The organism is Curtobacterium sp. VKM Ac-2922 (genome assembly GCF_022815645.1).
In the GTDB taxonomy this organism is placed as follows: Bacteria; Actinomycetota; Actinomycetes; order Actinomycetales; family Microbacteriaceae; genus Curtobacterium.
The window spans coordinates 279,236-294,863 of the sequence record NZ_JALGRO010000004.1; the positions used below are offsets into that span (position 1 = coordinate 279,236).

Below are 15,628 nucleotides of genomic sequence, written 5' to 3' on the forward strand. Positions count from 1 at the left end.
CGAGCGGCCTGTGGTCGGCCCGGTCCGTCAGCCCCCGCCGGTGATCGGCGGCACGGTCGGCGGGTCGAACGACGGGATCGAGAAGGACGGCACCGGCACGGGCGTCACCGTCCGGTCCGGGACCCCGGGCACGGAGTACGACGACACCGGCTCCGGCACGTCCGACGTCCCGCGGTCCGCGGGCACCTGCAGCCCGGCTGCGCCGGTGCCGATCAGTCCCGCCGTCAGCACGACCAGGGCGAACAGCCGGTAGCGGATCCCCAGGCTCCGGAAGTACCGCTGCGCCGCGAACCGGCCGGCGCGGAACGCCTCGACGGACATCGTCGCGGTCACGAGTGCGAGTGGCCACGCGACGGCGGTGATCAGCCCGTCCGGCGCAGCAGCGCCGATGGCCGTCGTCGTCCCGATGATCCCGAGCACGCCGACCGCCAGCCCGGACCAGAGCGCGAGTTCCTGCCGCAGGCTGCCGAACTGCCAGGCCGTTCCCCACGCGACCCGTCCGGTCCGGTTCCTGGCCGTGCGCAGGACGCGGTCGTCGCCGGGCAGCAGCACGACCACCGACGCCAGTCCGAGCACGGTCGCACCACCCGCGGCCAGTGCGGCGGGCAGTCCGTCCGGCCCCGGCAGGACCGGGGAGGCCCATCGCAGGGCGAGCGCGACGACGACGAGTGCGGCGGCGCCGACCCCGCCCCACCGTCCGAGCGCCGCCCCGCGCCGCGGCAGCGTCCCCAGGTAGCTCGCGGGGAGGCGGTCGCGCCGACGACGGTAGCGGCGCAGGACGACCCACGCGCCGACCGCACCGAGGACGGCCGTCACGGTCGTCGCGACCGCGCCGACCACGCCGGGTCCTGCGGCGAGCAGCACGGCGGCCACGAGCGCCGGGACGAGTGCCACGGCGGCGGCAGCGCGTCGTTCCCAGGTGACCGCGGCGTCGAGGAGCTCGCGGGACTCCTCGTCGCCCGGGTTCGTCACGAGCAGGTCGAGCAGCAGGTCCGGCTGGTCGGCGACCGGTGCGTACTCGGCGCGCAGGGCGAGCAGGCCCGGGTGCTGCGGGGCGCGCTGCAGCCCCTCGACGACCAGCTCGCGCGCGCGGTCGGAGTTGCGGTGCGCCCGCTCACAGACCGCGCCGACGGCGTACCAGTCGGGGGAGTCCGGCTCGAGCTCGATCGCCCGCTCGTACGCCTGCCGCACCTCGGGCAGTCGGCGTCCCCGGGCATCGATGCTCGCGATCGCGTGCTGCGCCCAGAGACCGGCCACGTCGGGTGCCACCGGGATGAGACGGGCGGTGACGTCCCGGGCCTCGGGCGCGCGACCGGCTGCGATCAGGACGGCGACCAGGCGCAGGTACGGCGGCAGCGTGTCCGGTGCGGCCTGGACCGCCGCACGTGCGGCCAGCTCGGCCTGCTGCAGGTCGCCACGCGCCTGGTGCAGCGCCGCCCACTCGCCGAGCAGTCCAGCGTCACCGGGGGCCCGGTCGAGTGCGTCGCGCAGCACACGCTCTGCGGTGTCCAGCTGCCCGAGCGCGCGGAGCGACCCTGCGCGGGACGCCGCGGAACCGGCGGCATCGGCACCGGCCGCACCCGCCGGGGTGTCAGAGGACACGCTTCTGCTTGAGGTAGGCGACGAGCTCGTCGTAGCGTCCGTCCGCGTTCGCGAAGGCCGCGACGTTCTTCGCCGTGACGAGCCACGACCCCGTCGACGGACGGACCTGGGTCAGCGCGTGCCGGACCTCGGCCATGCCCAGGGGTTGGATCTCGCCGGCCGCGACGGACTTCGCCATCGCCTGCTCCGCGGCCGAGGTCACCAGGTGGGCGAGGTCCGCGCCGGAGAAGTCCTCGGTCGCTGCGACCACCTGGCCCAGGTCGATGCCGGCGATCGGGCGGCGTGCGAAGTGGTGCCGCAGGATCGCCTCGCGTGCCGGTGCATCGGGCGGCAGCACGAGGGTCATCCGGTCCAGTCGGCCGGGGCGCAGGAACGCCGGGTCGACGTCCCACGGGCTGTTCGTCGCCGCGAGCACGAACAGTCCGTCGTTCTCCGAGCCGACCGAGTCGAGTTCGAGCAGGAGCTGGTTCACCATCTGCCGCAGCCCGCTCCACCCGGTGCCGATGCTCGACCGGCGCGCGCCGAGCGCGTCGATCTCGTCGAGGAACAGCACGGCGGGCGCCCGGGTCCTGGCTGCCTGGAACACCGCGTGCAGGTTCTTCTCGGTGTTGCCGACGTACGGGTCCAGGATCTGGTCGATCCGTGCGGTCACGAAGTGCGCACCGAGCTCACCGGCGATCGCGCGGGCCATGAAGGTCTTGCCGCAGCCGGGAGGCCCGTACAGCAGCAGCCCCCCACGCAGGGTCTTGCCGAAGGCGGCGGCGATCTCCGGGTGCCGCATCGGCTCGAGGAACGACTCGCGGATGCGCTGTTTCACGTCCTCGAGTCCGCCGACGTCGGCGAGCGTGACGTCGGGACGCTCGATCTCGACGTCAAGGGCGTGGTCGCCGTCGCCCTCCACCCGGATCTTCTCGGGTCCGTCAGCCGGCTCGGCCGGCTCGGCGGGTTCGGCGTCGTCCGCCGACGGCTCGACGAACGGCGGCGGGACGCTGCGTCCCAGCTCCGCCTCGGCACGTCGCCAGTCGAAGCCCTCCGCGGGTCGGACGGGAGGCTCGGTGCCGGTGGCGACTTCGGTGACCGGCACCGGGCCTCCAGGCCGCAGTGCGGTGCTCGCGTCCGTCAGGACCTGCAGCGCGAGCGCGTTGCCCGGATCCTGCTGCAGGACCATCCCGGCGTGCTGCAGGGCCTCGGCCGCACGGCCGCGCTGCAGCAGCAGCTGTGCGACCTGTCCGCGCAGTGCCACGTCGTCGGGTGCCGCCTGCATCGCGGCGAACAGGCTGGTGAAGAGGGGGTCGTCGGTCATCGTCGCCTCGCGTCCTGGGCGGACAGGACGCCGTGCGCCCGCTCCGCGATCGCCGTCGCCAGCGCACTGCCGATCGGCTCGGTCTCGTCGTCGAACGGGACGAACACGTCCGTCCACCACCACCCGCCACCGTCGGCCTCGGGCGGCAGCGTCGGCACGTCCGGCAGCAGGCGACGGACCTCGGACGTCGAGCGGACCCGACGCGGGTGCTGGACCGTGGCCAGGAGGCGCCCGTCGCCGTCGGTGAACCGGGCGACCAGACCGTCCCGGACCAGGCGCATGCCGATCCCGGGGTCCACCGCGGCCGCGGCGGGTCGGAACTCGGCGTCGCCGAGCAGGGTCGGCCCGAGGATGGTCAGCTCACGGGGCACGTGGGTCGTCCTCCGGGGTCGGGCCGGCGCCGAGGTCGCGGCCGGTGAGTCGTTCGACGGCGTCGCGGCCCAGGTGGTCGACCACGGGGCGGAGCCGTTCCCACCCGGTGGCGTCCGGTCGCGAGGGCCCGTCACGGAACCGCAGCACCAGGGACGGCAGACGTGGTCGGCCGACCCGCTCGGCACCGAAGCGCTCCCGCATCTCGTCGACGTCGAGCCCCAGGCCCTGCACCGCCGGTGCCCCGAGCAGCATCGCGACCGGCTCCGGGTCCTGCTCGAGGGTCGGGCGCACGGTCAGGTCCGCCGACCCGACGCGGGCGAACACCATCGCGACGAGTGGCAGCGCGCTCCGGCACAGGTCGGCGAGCAGGACGGTGGCGGCGTCGTGCGCACGCTGCACCCCGGTCGTGCCCGGGGCGCCGACACCGACCAGGCCCGTGACGACCTCCTCGACACCCTTGTCGGTGCGGCGGACGGTGACCGAGCCGGCCAGGGGTGCGTCCGCGGACCCGATGACCGAGAACCGGGCTTCGTGCGGCATGCGCGCCCGGGCGGCCGCGGTCAGCGTGTCCTTGTCCCAGGCGTCCTCAACGGGTTCGTGCGTGCCCCACCCGACCGGTGTCGTCCCCGGCCCGAGCGCGGCGAACGTCTCCCAGGCGCGGCCCAGCCGCACGCCGACGTCGGCACGGTGGCGGATCGACGCCGACACGACGAACTGGACCTGCTCCGGGCGGGGCACCTCGAGGAACCGCGGGTCGACGGCATCCGCGGCCGTCGGCGTCCGGAACGCATCGGCGACGCCGGCGAGCGCCGTGCCGGTCGACCCGTCGCGGAGCGTGCCGTCCTCGGCACGGACGACCCACCGGCCGTCGGCGCCGTCGAGCACCTGCCGGAAGGACTCGGTGAGCCGCGCGGTGTCCGGTGTCAGGACGACGACGCGATGTCCGTCGGCCGCAGCCCGGACGACCAGGTCGGCCCGCATCGGCGTCAGTGCCACGACGGGCAGGACGGACTCGCTCACCACGTAGCCGTCGCCGATCCCGTCCACCAGCGGGTGTCCCGTCCCCATGGCATGGACCCTACCGTCCGGGGTCGCAACCGGACGCAACCTGCCCGCCCGTAGCGTCACGCACGGACGCGCCGACCGCGCGGCCACCGACACCGTCGTCGAAAGGGCACCACCATGACCATCGCAGCATCGCCGACCACCTACGCCGCTCCGGGCGAGGACGGATCCCTCGTCGCGTTCCGGCCGCGGTACGACCACTACATCGGCGGGGAGTACGTCCCACCGACCGGTGGGCAGTACTTCGAGAACCCGACCCCGGTCACGGGCAAGACCTTCACCGAGGTCGCACGGGGCGACTCCACCGACGTCGACAAGGCCGTCGCCGCCGCGTGGAAGGCGTTCCCGGCATGGGGCAGGACGAGCATCACGGAGCGCGCGAACATCCTGAACCGGATCGCCGACCGGATGGAGCAGAACCTCGAGGTGCTCGCCGTCGCCGAGACGTGGGAGAACGGCAAGCCGATCCGTGAGACCCTCGGCGCGGACATCCCGCTGGCGATCGACCACTTCCGCTACTTCGCCGGGGCCATCCGCGCACAGGAGGGGTCGACGGGGGAGATCGACCACGACACCGTCGCGTACCACTTCCACGAACCGCTCGGGGTCGTCGCGCAGATCATCCCGTGGAACTTCCCCATCCTGATGGCGGTGTGGAAGCTCGCACCCGCGCTTGCGGCCGGCAACTGCGTGGTCCTGAAGCCCGCCGAGCAGACCCCCGCGTCGATCCACGTGCTCATCGACCTGATCCAGGACCTGATCCCCGCCGGGGTGCTCAACGTCGTCAACGGCTTCGGGTTCGAGGTCGGCGCCCCGCTCGCCCAGCACCCCGACGTCCGCAAGGTGGCCTTCACGGGGGAGACCACTACCGGCCGCCTGATCATGCAGTACGCGTCGCAGAACCTGATCCCCGTCACGCTCGAGCTCGGTGGCAAGAGCCCCAACGTGTTCTTCGCCGACGTCGCGAACGAGAAGGACGCGTTCTACGACAAGGCGCTCGAGGGCTTCGCGTTCTTCAACCTCAACCAGGGCGAGGTGTGCACGTGCCCGTCGCGGGCGCTCGTCGCGAAGGAGATCTACGACGGCTTCGTCGCCGACGGACTCGACCGCGTGCGCGCGGTCAAGCAGGGCCACCCGCTCGACATGGCGACGATGATCGGCGCGCAGGCGTCGAACGACCAGCTCGAGAAGATCCTGAGCTACATCGACATCGGCAAGCAGGAGGGCGCGAAGCTGCTGCTCGGTGGCGAACGCGCGGACCTCGGTGGCGAGCTGAGCGGCGGGTACTACGTCACGCCCACCGTGTTCGAGGGCGACAACGCGATGCGGATCTTCCAGGAGGAGATCTTCGGACCGGTGCTGGCGCTCACGAGCTTCAGCGGGTACGACGACGCGATCTCGATCGCGAACGACACCCTGTACGGGCTCGGCGCCGGGGTCTGGAGCCGCGAGGCCACCACGCTCTACCGGGCCGGCCGTGACATCCAGGCGGGGCGCGTGTGGGAGAACACCTACCACCAGTACCCGGCGGGTGCGGCGTTCGGCGGGTACAAGCAGTCCGGGGTCGGGCGCGAGAACCACAAGATGATGCTCGACCACTACCAGCAGACGAAGAACCTGCTGGTGTCGTACGCCGAGGGTCCGATGGGCTTCTTCTGATGCCGCACCCCACGGCGCGCGTCGCGGTGACGCCGGCGGCGGGGGAGCTCCTGCGCTCCCTCACCGCCCGGCACGGCCCACTGATGTTCCACCAGTCGGGCGGCTGCTGCGACGGGTCGAGTCCGATGTGCTACCCGGTCGGGATGTTCACGACCGGGTCCGGCGACGTGCTGCTCGGTGCGGTCGACGTCGACGGCATCGACCCCGTCGAGGTCTACATGTCCCGCTCCCAGTTCGAGTACTGGAAGTACACGCACCTGACCATCGACGTGGTCGACGGTCGCGGTGGCGGGTTCTCGGTCGAGGTGCCCGAGGGCAAGCGGTTCCTCACCCGGTCCCGCATGCTGGACGACGCCGAGCTGCAGGACCTGGGACTGGTCCCGTCGGGCGCGCCGACGTAGGCTGACCGCACCTGCCGCGACGACGCGACGGGCGGACCCGGTCGGACGGAGGACGCATGCGCGCACCCCGTCCCGGGTCCGTCCGCCCCCTGGTCGCCGAGTCCTGGCGCCGGTCCGCCCGGGTCGACCCCGACGGCGTGCCCGCGGTCACCCTGGGCACCGACGAACTCGACGCCGCCCGGCGCAGCGGGCCACTCGCGACCCTGCTGCCGATCGTCCGTCGGCTGCTGCTCGACGACTCGCGCGCCGCCGGGTGCATCGTCGCGGTCGGAGACGCGGCCGGCCGGCTCGTCTTCGTCGACGGCGCGCCCGGAGCCCGCCGCGCCGCCGAGGACATGGGCTTCGTCGCGGGCGCGGACTGGGCCGAGGAGCACGTCGGCACCAGCGCGCCCGGCACCGCCCTGCGCCTGGACCGCCCCGTGCAGATCCGCAGCGAGGAACACTACGCGACCGCCGTCAAGCCGTTCTCGTGCAGCGCGGTCCCCGTGCACGACGCCGGCGGCCGGCCGATCGGCGTCGTCGACGTCACCGGCGACGACCGTGCCGTCGAGCGCCACACCCTGCCGCTGGTGACCGCGACCGTCGCGGCCGCCGAGGCGGAGCTCGCGCTCGCGACCCTGCGCCGGCCGGACCGCACCCGGACCACCACGCCCGAGGACGCCGAGCTCGTGCTGCTCGGCGCCGACACCGCCGTGCTGCGCGCCGGCGGCCGCACCGTGGCACTGTCCGCACGGCACTCCGAGATCCTCGCCGTGCTCGCAACGGCCACGAGCGGGCTGCCCGCCGCCGACCTCGCCGCGGCCGTCTACGGCGACGCGGGCGCCACCACCACGCTCCGCGCCGAGCTCGTCCGCCTGCGCCGGGTCCTCGCGACGAGCGCTCCCTGCGTGACGCTGGCCTCGCGCCCGTACCGGGTGGGCGGGGTACGCACCGACGTCGACGGCGTGCTGCGGGCGCTCGACCGCGGGGCGCGCCTCCAGGCCGTCAGCCGCTACCCGGGACCGGTCCTGCCGGGGTCGGACGCGCCGGGGGTCGACGCGCTCCGCGACCTGGTCCGCAGCCGCTTCCGCGAGGCGGTCGTGACCGACGGGTCCGCCGACGCGCTGCTCGCGTGGTCCCGCACCCCCGACGGCGCCGAGGACACGCACGTGCTCCGTGCACTGCTCGGCGTGCTGCCGCCGCGGTCCCCGCGCCGGGCGGGGCTGGTGGCCGCCGTCGAGGCGATCGAGGGCCGCTGACGGTCCGCTGACCTGCCTGGAGGCCCGGCTCGGCCTGGTAGCATCGGCGTGCTTGCGAGTGTGGTGGAATCGGCAGACACGGGGCACTCAAAATGCTCTGCCTCACGGCGTGCGGGTTCAAGTCCCGCCACTCGTACCAAGGGCGCTCACGGCGTGCGGGGCAGTTCCGGTCTCACGCGTCCCGCCACTCGTACCAAGGGCGCTCACGGCGTGCGGGGCTGGTCCGGCTCACCGGGTCCCGCCACTCGTACCAAGGGCGCTCACGGCGTGCGGGGCTGGTCCGGCTCACCGCGTCCCGCCACTCGTACCAAGGTGACTTGTTCACCGACCAGCCATCCGCTGCGGCCAGCACTGCTCGCGTCTAGTAGGCTCTCCGGCGTGAGTGACGCAGAAGCAACAACCGCAACAGCACCCCGTCGAGTCGTCGTCGCCGAGGACGAATCGCTCATCCGTCTCGACATCGTCGAGATCCTCCGCGACAACGGGTTCGACGTCGTGGGCGAAGCGGGTGACGGCGAGACGGCCGTGCAGCTGGCGACCGACCTGCGTCCCGACCTCGTCATCATGGACGTCAAGATGCCCCAGCTCGACGGCATCTCCGCCGCCGAGAAGCTGTCGAAGAACCACATCGCTCCGGTCGTCCTGCTGACCGCGTTCAGCCAGAAGGAACTCGTCGAGCGTGCCACCGAGGCCGGTGCGCTGGCCTACGTCGTCAAGCCGTTCACGCCGAACGACCTGCTCCCCGCGATCGAGATCGCCCTCTCGCGGTACCAGCAGATCATCACGCTGGAGTCCGAGGTCGCCGACCTGGTCGAGCGCTTCGAGACCCGCAAGCTCGTCGACCGCGCCAAGGGCCTGCTCAACGAGAAGATGGGCCTGACCGAGCCCGAGGCCTTCCGCTGGATCCAGAAGGCTTCGATGGACCGCCGGCTGACCATGCACGACGTCGCCAAGGCGATCATCGAGCAGCTCAGCGCGAAGAAGTAGTCACGCACCGACGCGCTGCCGACGCCGCCACCCGATCCGGGTGGCGGCGTCGTCGTGTCAGGGTCGTCGTGTCAGGGGCGGGGTGGCAGCTGCTGCAGGGTCCAGGCGTTGCCGTCGGGATCGGTGAAGAAGACGAACCGGCCCCAGGCCAGCTCGTCCACCCCGACGACGTCGACCCCCAGCGCGCGCAGGTCGGCCAACGCCTGGTCGGCATCGGGGACGACGACCTGGATCGACTTCAGGGAACCGGGTTCGACGTCCGGCGACATGATGCCGTCACCGAACGCGATCGAGCAGGCCGACCCGGGTGGCGTCGCCTGCACGAAGCGGACGTCGTCGGACACCCGCTGGTCGTGGTCGATGGTGAAGCCGATGCGGTCGTAGAAGTCGCGGGCGCGGTCGACGTCGCTGACGGGGACCATGACGAGTTCGATCTTCCAGTCCATGGCGGACTCCCTGTGGCCGTGCGAGGGCTCAGCGCCGCTCGCGGATCATGTTGGTGATGCGGACGGTCGAGCACCGGCGACCCTGGTCGTCCGTCAGCACGATCTCGTGCGTGGTGAGCGTGTTGCCGAGGTGGATCGCGGTGCAGGTGCCCGTGACGGTGCCGCTCGTCGCACTGCGCGAGTGCGAGGCGTTCAGCTCGATGCCGACGGCGTAGCGTCCGGGCCCGGCGTGCACGTTCGCCGCGGCCGACCCGAGGCTCTCGGCCAGCACCACGTAGGCGCCGCCGTGCAGCAGCCCGGCCGGCTGACGGTTGCCCTCGACCGGGATGGTGCCCACCGCGCGCTCGGCGGTGAGCTCGCTGATGACCATGCCCATCTTGTCGCCGAGTTCGCCCGTGCCGCGGTCGGTGAGCCGCTCGTCGACGGGGCCGGTGGTGGTCGCTTCGTCGGTCACGCGCGCTTGACTCCTGTGTCGGATGGCGTCGGTAGGCTGTCCGGGTGTCGGACTCCGCAAAGCCTACCCTCATGGTCATCGACGGCCATTCGCTCGCCTTCCGGGCCTTCTACGCACTGCCGGTGGACAGCTTCGTCAACCGCGACGGGCAGCACACGAACGCGATCCACGGCTTCATCTCGATGCTGCTGATGCTCCTGCAGCGCGAGAAGCCCACCCACCTGGCGGTCGCGTTCGACATCTCGCGGTTCTCGTTCCGCACCCGCGAGTACGCGGAGTACAAGGGCACCCGCTCCGAGACCCCGGCCGAGTTCAAGGGGCAGATCCCGCTCCTGCAGCAGGCCCTCGAAGCGATGGGCATCACGACCGTCACGAAGGAGGACTACGAGGCCGACGACATCCTCGCCACCCTGTCGTCCGAGGGCGCCGCCCAGGGGTACCAGGTCTACGTCGTGTCCGGGGACCGCGACTCCATCCAGCTCGTCAACGACGACGTCACGCTGCTGTACCCGTCGGTCCGCGGGGTCTCCGAACTCACGCGCTACGACCGCGACAAGGTCTACGAGCGCTACGGCATCGAACCGCACCAGTACCCGGACGTCGCCGCACTCGTGGGCGAGACCAGCGACAACCTGATCGGCATCGACAAGGTCGGCGAGAAGACCGCCGTCAAGTGGGTCACCCAGTACGGCTCGCTCGACGGGGTGCTCGAGCACGCCGACGAGATCAAGGGCGTGGTCGGCAACAACCTGCGCGAGCAGCGCGACCGGGCGGTCCTGAACCGCCGGCTCAACCGCCTGGTCACCGACGTCGCGCTGCCGGTCGGCCCCGCCGACGTGGCGCTCCGTCCGATCGACGAAGCGGCGGTGCGTGAGCTCTTCGCGAAGCTGCAGTTCCGCACGCTGCTCGACCGGGTGTTCAAGGTCGTCGGGGGCGGCGAGGGCGCCGACTCCACCGCCGAGGGCTCGGCCCCGGACCCGGGTGTGACACCGCCGCCCGTCAAGACGCTGATCGACGAAGAGCTCGGCTACTGGCTCGAACGCCGGAACGCGGCGGCGGCCGACAACGGGTACGGCGTCGCGGTGGAGATGATCGACGGTCGTCTCAGCGCGATCGGCATCGCCACCCACGACGACGCCGTGCTCGTGCCGGGCGGCAGCGGCGCCAAGGACTACGAGCAGCTGACCGCGTGGTTCGCCTCGGACGCGCCGAAGCACTTCCACGACGCCAAGGCCGCCGTCAAGGCGCTCGGCACCGTGGGCATCGTCGTCAACGGCATCGCGGGCGACGCGCGCATCATGGGCTGGCTCGCCAACCCGGGCAAGCAGGGGCAGCCGCTCGGTGACCTGGTCTACCAGGAACTCGGCGAGGAACTGCCGACCGCCGACCCGAACCAGCTGGTCCCCGAGACCGCACCCGTCAACGTCGGCGTCGAAGCCTGGTACGGCCTCCGCGTCACGACCGCACTGCGTGCCCGCATCGACCCCGGCTCGCTCCGTGTCCTCGACGACATCGAACTGCCGCTCGTGTCGGTCCTGGCGCAGATGGAGACCACCGGCGTCGGCATCGACCGCCCGGTGCTCACCGGACTGTCGAAGGAGCTGGGGGAGCGGGCCGCCGAGCTCGCGCAGCAGGCCTTCGCCGAGATCGGCCACGAGGTCAACCTCGGGTCGCCGAAGCAGCTGCAAGAGGTGCTGTTCACCGAGCTGGCGATGCCGAAGACCCGCAAGACCAAGACCGGTTTCTCCACCGACGCCGCCAGCCTGGCGGACCTGCAGGACCAGCACCCGCACCCGTTCCTCGGGCTGCTGCTGCAGCACCGCGACGCGACGAAGCTCCGGCAGATCGTCGACACCCTCGACGCCGCGGTCGTCGACGGGCGCATCCACACGCGGTACGAGCAGACCGGCACCAGCACCGGCCGTGTGTCGTCGACCGACCCCAACCTGCAGAACATCCCGGTCAAGACGGCCGTGGGGCGCCGGATCCGGTCGGCGTTCGCCGTCGCCGAGCCGTACACGACCCTGCTGACGGCGGACTACTCGCAGATCGAGATGCGGATCATGGCGCACTTGTCCGGCGACCCGGGGCTCATCCAGGCCTTCAACGAGGGCGAGGACCTGCACCGCTTCGTCGGAGCCCGGGTGTTCGGCGTCGAGCCGGCCGACGTCTCCGCCGAGATGCGCACCAAGGTCAAGGCCATGTCCTACGGTCTCGCGTACGGGCTCAGCGCGTTCGGCCTGTCCAAGCAGCTCCGCATCGAGCAGAGCGAAGCCCGCACCCTGATGACCGAGTACTTCGCCCGGTTCGGTGCGGTGCGCGACTACCTGCGCAACGTGGTCGAACAGGCACGCGAGGACGGCTACACCGAGACCATCTTCGGGCGCCGTCGTCCGTTCCCCGACCTGAAGAGCCCGAACCGGGTCCTGCGGGAGAACGCCGAGCGGGCCGCGCTGAACGCCCCGATCCAGGGTTCGGCCGCCGACATCATGAAGATCGCGATGCTCGGCGTCGCCGCGGACCTGCGCGACGGTGACCTCGGCACGCGCCTGCTGCTCCAGGTGCACGACGAACTCATCCTCGAGGTCGCGCCCGGCGAACAGGACCGCGTCGAGGAGATCCTCCGGACCCGCATGGGCGCTGCCGCCGAACTGACGGTCCCGCTCGACGTCTCCGTCGGTCTCGGCGCCAACTGGGAGGCCGCGGCCCACTGACGCCGGGTGACGACCACCGCTGCACCGCGGTGGTCGGACCGGCTCGGTAGGGTCGGGGCATGACCGATGAACGCCCCGTCCGCCAACCGTCCGCCGTCGACCGCGTCGCCGAGGACTGGGTCGACACCCTGGTCGACCTCGACCCGACGATCGCCACCTACATCGGTGTCGCCGGCCGGACCGGCGAGTACGGCGACACCTCGCCCGCCGGGGCCGCGGCCATGGCGTCCGCCGCCCGGTCCGCGAAGACCGCACTCGACGCCGCGGCGCCGGCCGACGACGTCGACCGCGTCACGAAGACCGACCTCGGCGCCGAGCTCGACCTGGTCGTCGAGTCGTACGACCGCCAGCTGCACCTGCGCGACCTCAACGTCATCGCCAGTCCGCCGCAGTCCCTGCGTGACGCGATCGACTTGATGCCGACCGCCACCGAGTCGGACTGGCGTGACATCGCCAGCCGGTTCGCCGCGCTGCCCGACGCGCTCGAGGGATGGCGCGAGACCCTGCTCGAAGGCACGCGCGAGCGGGTGACGCCGGCACGCCGCCAGGTGGAGCTCGTCGCGGAACAGGCCGCACGCAGCGGCGCACCGGACGGGTTCTTCCGCCAGCTCGCCGACGGCGCCGCGCTCGACGACGGGGCGCCGTTGCCCGAGTCGCTGCGGGCGGACCTGCAGCGCGGCGCCGAGGTCGCCTCGGCCGCGTACCGGTCCCTGAGCGGGTTCCTCGAACACGAGCTGATGCCGCTCGCCACCCCCGTCGACGCCGTGGGACGTGACGCCTACGAGCTGCACTCGCGACGGTTCCTCGGCGCCGTCGTCGACCTCGACGAGGCCTACGAGTGGGGGATCGAGGAGCTCGCGCGGATGCGGGACGAACAGGAGCGGATCGCCGAACGGATCGAGTCCGGGGCGTCCGTCGCCCGCGCGATCGAGGTCCTCGACGCCGACCCCGCCCGCACCCTGCACGGCACCGACGCCCTGCGACGGTGGATGCAGGAGACCAGCGACGCCTCGATCCGCGCGATGGACGGCACCTACTTCGACATCGCGGACCCGATCAAGCGCCTGGAGTGCCGGATCGCGCCGACGCAAGAGGGCGGCATCTACTACTCGGGCCCGTCCGACGACTTCTCGCGCGCCGGCCGGATGTGGTGGTCCGTGCCCCAGGGAGTGACGGAGTTCGGGACCTGGCGCGAGAAGACGACGGTCTACCACGAAGGGGTCCCCGGGCACCACCTGCAGATCAGCCAGGCGGTCTACAACCGCGGCGAGCTCAACACCTGGCGTCGCCAGCTCGCCGGTCCCTCGGGGCACGTCGAGGGCTGGGCGCTCTACGCCGAGCGGCTGATGGAGCAGCTCGGGTTCCTCGACGACGACGGCGACCGCCTGGGCATGCTCGACGGCCAGCGCATGCGTGCCGCGCGTGTGGTGCTCGACATCGGGGTGCACCTGCAGAAGACCAACCCCGACGGCGGTGGCTGGACGTGGGAGTACGCGCTCGACTTCATGCGGCAGAACGTCAACATGGACGACGCCTTCATCCGGTTCGAGGTCGCCCGCTACTTCGGCTGGCCCGGCCAGGCGCCGTCGTACAAGATCGGGCAGCGCGTCTGGGAGTCGATCCGCGACGAGGTCGCCGCCCGCCAGGGAAGCGCCTTCGACCTCAAGGCGTTCCACCACCGGGCGCTCGCACTCGGCGGGGTCGGGCTCGACACCCTGCGGTCGGCGCTCGTCGACTGACCGCAGGCCAGCAGGCGAGACAGCACGACACGGCGGCGGGGTGTGCTTGTGAGGCATCCCGCACCCGGTTAGACTTGTGCGGCGCAATCCGCGCCACACACCATCCGCCACGGCGGCACCGCTCAGGACACAGACTCCTGCGCCGCCCTGGCCCGACTCATGTCCGTTCGGAGCAATCTCTACATGACAACCACTACGACCAAGGCTCCTAAGCAGGTCGCCATCAACGACATCGGTTCGGCTGATGACTTCCTGGCCGAGGTCGAGAAGACCCTGAAGTTCTTCAACGACGGCGATCTCATCTCCGGCACCGTCGTGAAGATCGACCGCGACGAGGTCCTCCTCGACGTCGGGTACAAGACCGAGGGTGTCATCCCCTCGCGCGAGCTCTCGATCAAGCACGACGTCGACCCCAACGAGGTCGTCAACGTCGGTGACGAGGTCGAGGCCCTGGTCCTCCAGAAGGAGGACAAGGAAGGCCGCCTCATCCTGTCCAAGAAGCGCGCGCAGTACGAGCGTGCGTGGGGCGACGTCGAGAAGATCAAGGAATCCGACGGGGTCGTCACCGGCACCGTCATCGAGGTCGTCAAGGGCGGCCTCATCGTGGACATCGGTCTCCGCGGCTTCCTCCCGGCCTCGCTCATCGAGCTGCGCCGTGTCCGCGACCTCACGCCGTACCTCGGCCAGGAGATCGAGGCGAAGATCCTCGAGCTCGACAAGAACCGCAACAACGTGGTCCTGTCGCGCCGTGCGCTCCTCGAGCAGACGCAGTCCGAGTCCCGGACCACGTTCCTCAACAACCTCCACAAGGGCCAGGTCCGCAAGGGCGTCGTCTCGTCGATCGTCAACTTCGGTGCGTTCGTCGACCTCGGCGGCGTCGACGGTCTCGTCCACGTCTCCGAGCTCAGCTGGAAGCACATCGAGCACGCCAGCGAGGTCGTCGAGGTCGGTCAGGAAGTCACCGTCGAGATCCTCGAGGTGGACCTGGACCGCGAGCGCGTGTCGCTCTCGCTCAAGGCCACCCAGGAAGACCCGTGGCAGGTCTTCGCCCGCACCCACGCGATCGGTCAGATCGCACCGGGCAAGGTCACGAAGCTCGTGCCGTTCGGTGCCTTCGTCCGCGTCGCGGACGGCATCGAGGGCCTGGTCCACATCTCGGAGCTCTCGAACAAGCACGTCGAGCTCGCCGAGCAGGTCGTCTCCGTCGGCGACGAGGTCTTCGTGAAGATCATCGACATCGACCTCGACCGTCGCCGCATCTCGCTCAGCCTCAAGCAGGCCAACGAGGGCGTCGACCCGGAGAGCACCGAGTTCGACCCGGCGCTCTACGGCATGCCGACCGAGTACGACGACAAGGGTGACTACAAGTACCCCGACGGCTTCGACCCGGAGACCAACGAGTGGCTCGAGGGCTACGACACCCAGCGCGAGGCATGGGAAGGCCAGTACGCGGCCGCCCAGGCTCGTTGGGAGGCCCACAAGGCCCAGGTCGCCAAGTCCCTCACCGACGAGGCATCGGGGACGTTCGACCTCCCCGCGACCGCTTCGTCGTCGTCGACCACGAGCGAGCAGGCCGGTCAGGGCACCCTGGCCGACGACGCTTCGCTCGCGGCGCTCCGCGAGAAGCTCAGCTCGACCAACTGATCGA

The 15,628-nt window shown here is 71.5% G+C and carries 13 protein-coding genes and 1 tRNA gene; 8 read left to right on the plus strand and 6 right to left on the minus strand.

The annotated features are described in order from the left end of the window. Window positions 1-27: 27 nt before the first annotated feature. Genes MT346_RS06830 through MT346_RS06845 form a run of 4 tightly spaced genes read right to left on the minus strand, consistent with a single transcriptional unit; the run spans window position 28 to window position 4,345 of the window. Window positions 28-1,602 carry a tetratricopeptide repeat protein gene (locus tag MT346_RS06830; RefSeq protein WP_243562059.1) on the minus strand — a complete coding sequence of 525 codons (1,575 nt, stop codon included), beginning with the start codon at window positions 1,600-1,602 and terminating at the stop codon, window positions 28-30. Then, window positions 1,592-2,905 carry an AAA family ATPase gene (locus MT346_RS06835; protein WP_243562060.1) on the minus strand — a complete coding sequence of 438 codons (1,314 nt, stop codon included), beginning with the start codon at window positions 2,903-2,905 and terminating at the stop codon, window positions 1,592-1,594. Before MT346_RS06835 ends, MT346_RS06830 begins: the two co-directional genes overlap by 11 nt. Beyond that, window positions 2,902-3,276, minus strand: a complete 375-nt coding sequence (locus tag MT346_RS06840; protein WP_243562061.1) for a hypothetical protein — start codon at window positions 3,274-3,276, stop codon at window positions 2,902-2,904. Before MT346_RS06840 ends, MT346_RS06835 begins: the two co-directional genes overlap by 4 nt. After that, window positions 3,266-4,345 (minus strand): DUF6177 family protein, encoded by a 1,080-nt coding sequence (locus tag MT346_RS06845; protein ID WP_243562062.1) that lies wholly within the window; start codon window positions 4,343-4,345, stop codon window positions 3,266-3,268. Before MT346_RS06845 ends, MT346_RS06840 begins: the two co-directional genes overlap by 11 nt. Before the next feature lie 114 nt (window positions 4,346-4,459). On the opposite strand from MT346_RS06845, the gene MT346_RS06850 reads away from it, so the two are divergent. The 5 genes from MT346_RS06850 (at window position 4,460) to MT346_RS06870 (ending at window position 8,627) form a co-directional block, all read left to right on the plus strand. After that, complete coding sequence (locus tag MT346_RS06850) at window positions 4,460-6,001, plus strand: aldehyde dehydrogenase family protein (protein WP_243562063.1); 1,542 nt, start codon at window positions 4,460-4,462, stop codon at window positions 5,999-6,001. After that, complete coding sequence (locus MT346_RS06855; protein WP_243562064.1) at window positions 6,001-6,402, plus strand: DUF779 domain-containing protein; 402 nt, start codon at window positions 6,001-6,003, stop codon at window positions 6,400-6,402. Before MT346_RS06850 ends, MT346_RS06855 begins: the two co-directional genes overlap by 1 nt. A 56-nt stretch (window positions 6,403-6,458) precedes the next feature. Beyond that, entirely contained in the window at window positions 6,459-7,640 is a 1,182-nt protein-coding gene (locus MT346_RS06860) for a GAF domain-containing protein (protein ID WP_243562065.1), read from the plus strand. A gap of 54 nt (window positions 7,641-7,694) precedes the next feature. Further along, window positions 7,695-7,779: transfer RNA gene (locus tag MT346_RS06865), tRNA-Leu, on the plus strand. 239 nt (window positions 7,780-8,018) lie between these two features. Then, window positions 8,019-8,627: an ANTAR domain-containing response regulator gene (locus tag MT346_RS06870; RefSeq protein WP_071300697.1), complete on the plus strand. Its 609-nt coding sequence runs from the start codon at window positions 8,019-8,021 to the stop codon at window positions 8,625-8,627. 71 nt (window positions 8,628-8,698) lie between these two features. On the opposite strand, the gene MT346_RS06875 is transcribed toward MT346_RS06870, so the two are convergent. Together MT346_RS06875 and MT346_RS06880 are read right to left on the minus strand one after the other, a co-directional pair. Continuing rightward, window positions 8,699-9,073 carry a VOC family protein gene (locus MT346_RS06875; RefSeq protein WP_243562066.1) on the minus strand — a complete coding sequence of 125 codons (375 nt, stop codon included), beginning with the start codon at window positions 9,071-9,073 and terminating at the stop codon, window positions 8,699-8,701. 28 nt (window positions 9,074-9,101) lie between these two features. Next, window positions 9,102-9,449: a hotdog fold thioesterase gene (locus MT346_RS06880; protein ID WP_279396816.1), complete on the minus strand. Its 348-nt coding sequence runs from the start codon at window positions 9,447-9,449 to the stop codon at window positions 9,102-9,104. A gap of 149 nt (window positions 9,450-9,598) precedes the next feature. Here MT346_RS06880 and polA point away from each other — a divergent pair, with 149 nt between their 5' ends. From polA to rpsA, 3 genes are all read left to right on the plus strand, one after another. Then, window positions 9,599-12,241 carry a DNA polymerase I gene (polA, locus tag MT346_RS06885; protein WP_243562068.1) on the plus strand — a complete coding sequence of 881 codons (2,643 nt, stop codon included), beginning with the start codon at window positions 9,599-9,601 and terminating at the stop codon, window positions 12,239-12,241. Between the two features lie 59 nt (window positions 12,242-12,300). Continuing rightward, window positions 12,301-13,980, plus strand: a complete 1,680-nt coding sequence (locus MT346_RS06890) for a DUF885 domain-containing protein (RefSeq protein ID WP_243562069.1) — start codon at window positions 12,301-12,303, stop codon at window positions 13,978-13,980. A 183-nt stretch (window positions 13,981-14,163) separates the two neighbouring features. Then, window positions 14,164-15,624, plus strand: a complete 1,461-nt coding sequence (gene rpsA, locus MT346_RS06895) for a 30S ribosomal protein S1 (protein ID WP_243562070.1) — start codon at window positions 14,164-14,166, stop codon at window positions 15,622-15,624. Window positions 15,625-15,628 lie beyond the last annotated feature (4 nt).

Excerpts from the sequence above, each read along its gene's own strand:
- MT346_RS06875 (WP_243562066.1), bottom strand. The coding sequence starts at position 9,073 with ATGGACTGGAAGATCGAACTCGTCATGGTCCCCGTCAGCGACGTCGAC.
- polA (WP_243562068.1), top strand. The coding sequence starts at position 9,599 with ATGGTCATCGACGGCCATTCGCTCGCCTTCCGGGCCTTCTACGCACTG.
- MT346_RS06850 (WP_243562063.1), top strand. The coding sequence starts at position 4,460 with ATGACCATCGCAGCATCGCCGACCACCTACGCCGCTCCGGGCGAGGAC.
- MT346_RS06835 (WP_243562060.1), bottom strand. The coding sequence starts at position 2,905 with ATGACCGACGACCCCCTCTTCACCAGCCTGTTCGCCGCGATGCAGGCG.
- MT346_RS06880 (WP_279396816.1), bottom strand. The coding sequence starts at position 9,449 with ATGGGCATGGTCATCAGCGAGCTCACCGCCGAGCGCGCGGTGGGCACC.
- MT346_RS06860 (WP_243562065.1), top strand. The coding sequence starts at position 6,459 with ATGCGCGCACCCCGTCCCGGGTCCGTCCGCCCCCTGGTCGCCGAGTCC.
- MT346_RS06845 (WP_243562062.1), bottom strand. The coding sequence starts at position 4,345 with ATGGGGACGGGACACCCGCTGGTGGACGGGATCGGCGACGGCTACGTG.
- MT346_RS06855 (WP_243562064.1), top strand. The coding sequence starts at position 6,001 with ATGCCGCACCCCACGGCGCGCGTCGCGGTGACGCCGGCGGCGGGGGAG.
- rpsA (WP_243562070.1), top strand. The coding sequence starts at position 14,164 with ATGACAACCACTACGACCAAGGCTCCTAAGCAGGTCGCCATCAACGAC.
- MT346_RS06890 (WP_243562069.1), top strand. The coding sequence starts at position 12,301 with ATGACCGATGAACGCCCCGTCCGCCAACCGTCCGCCGTCGACCGCGTC.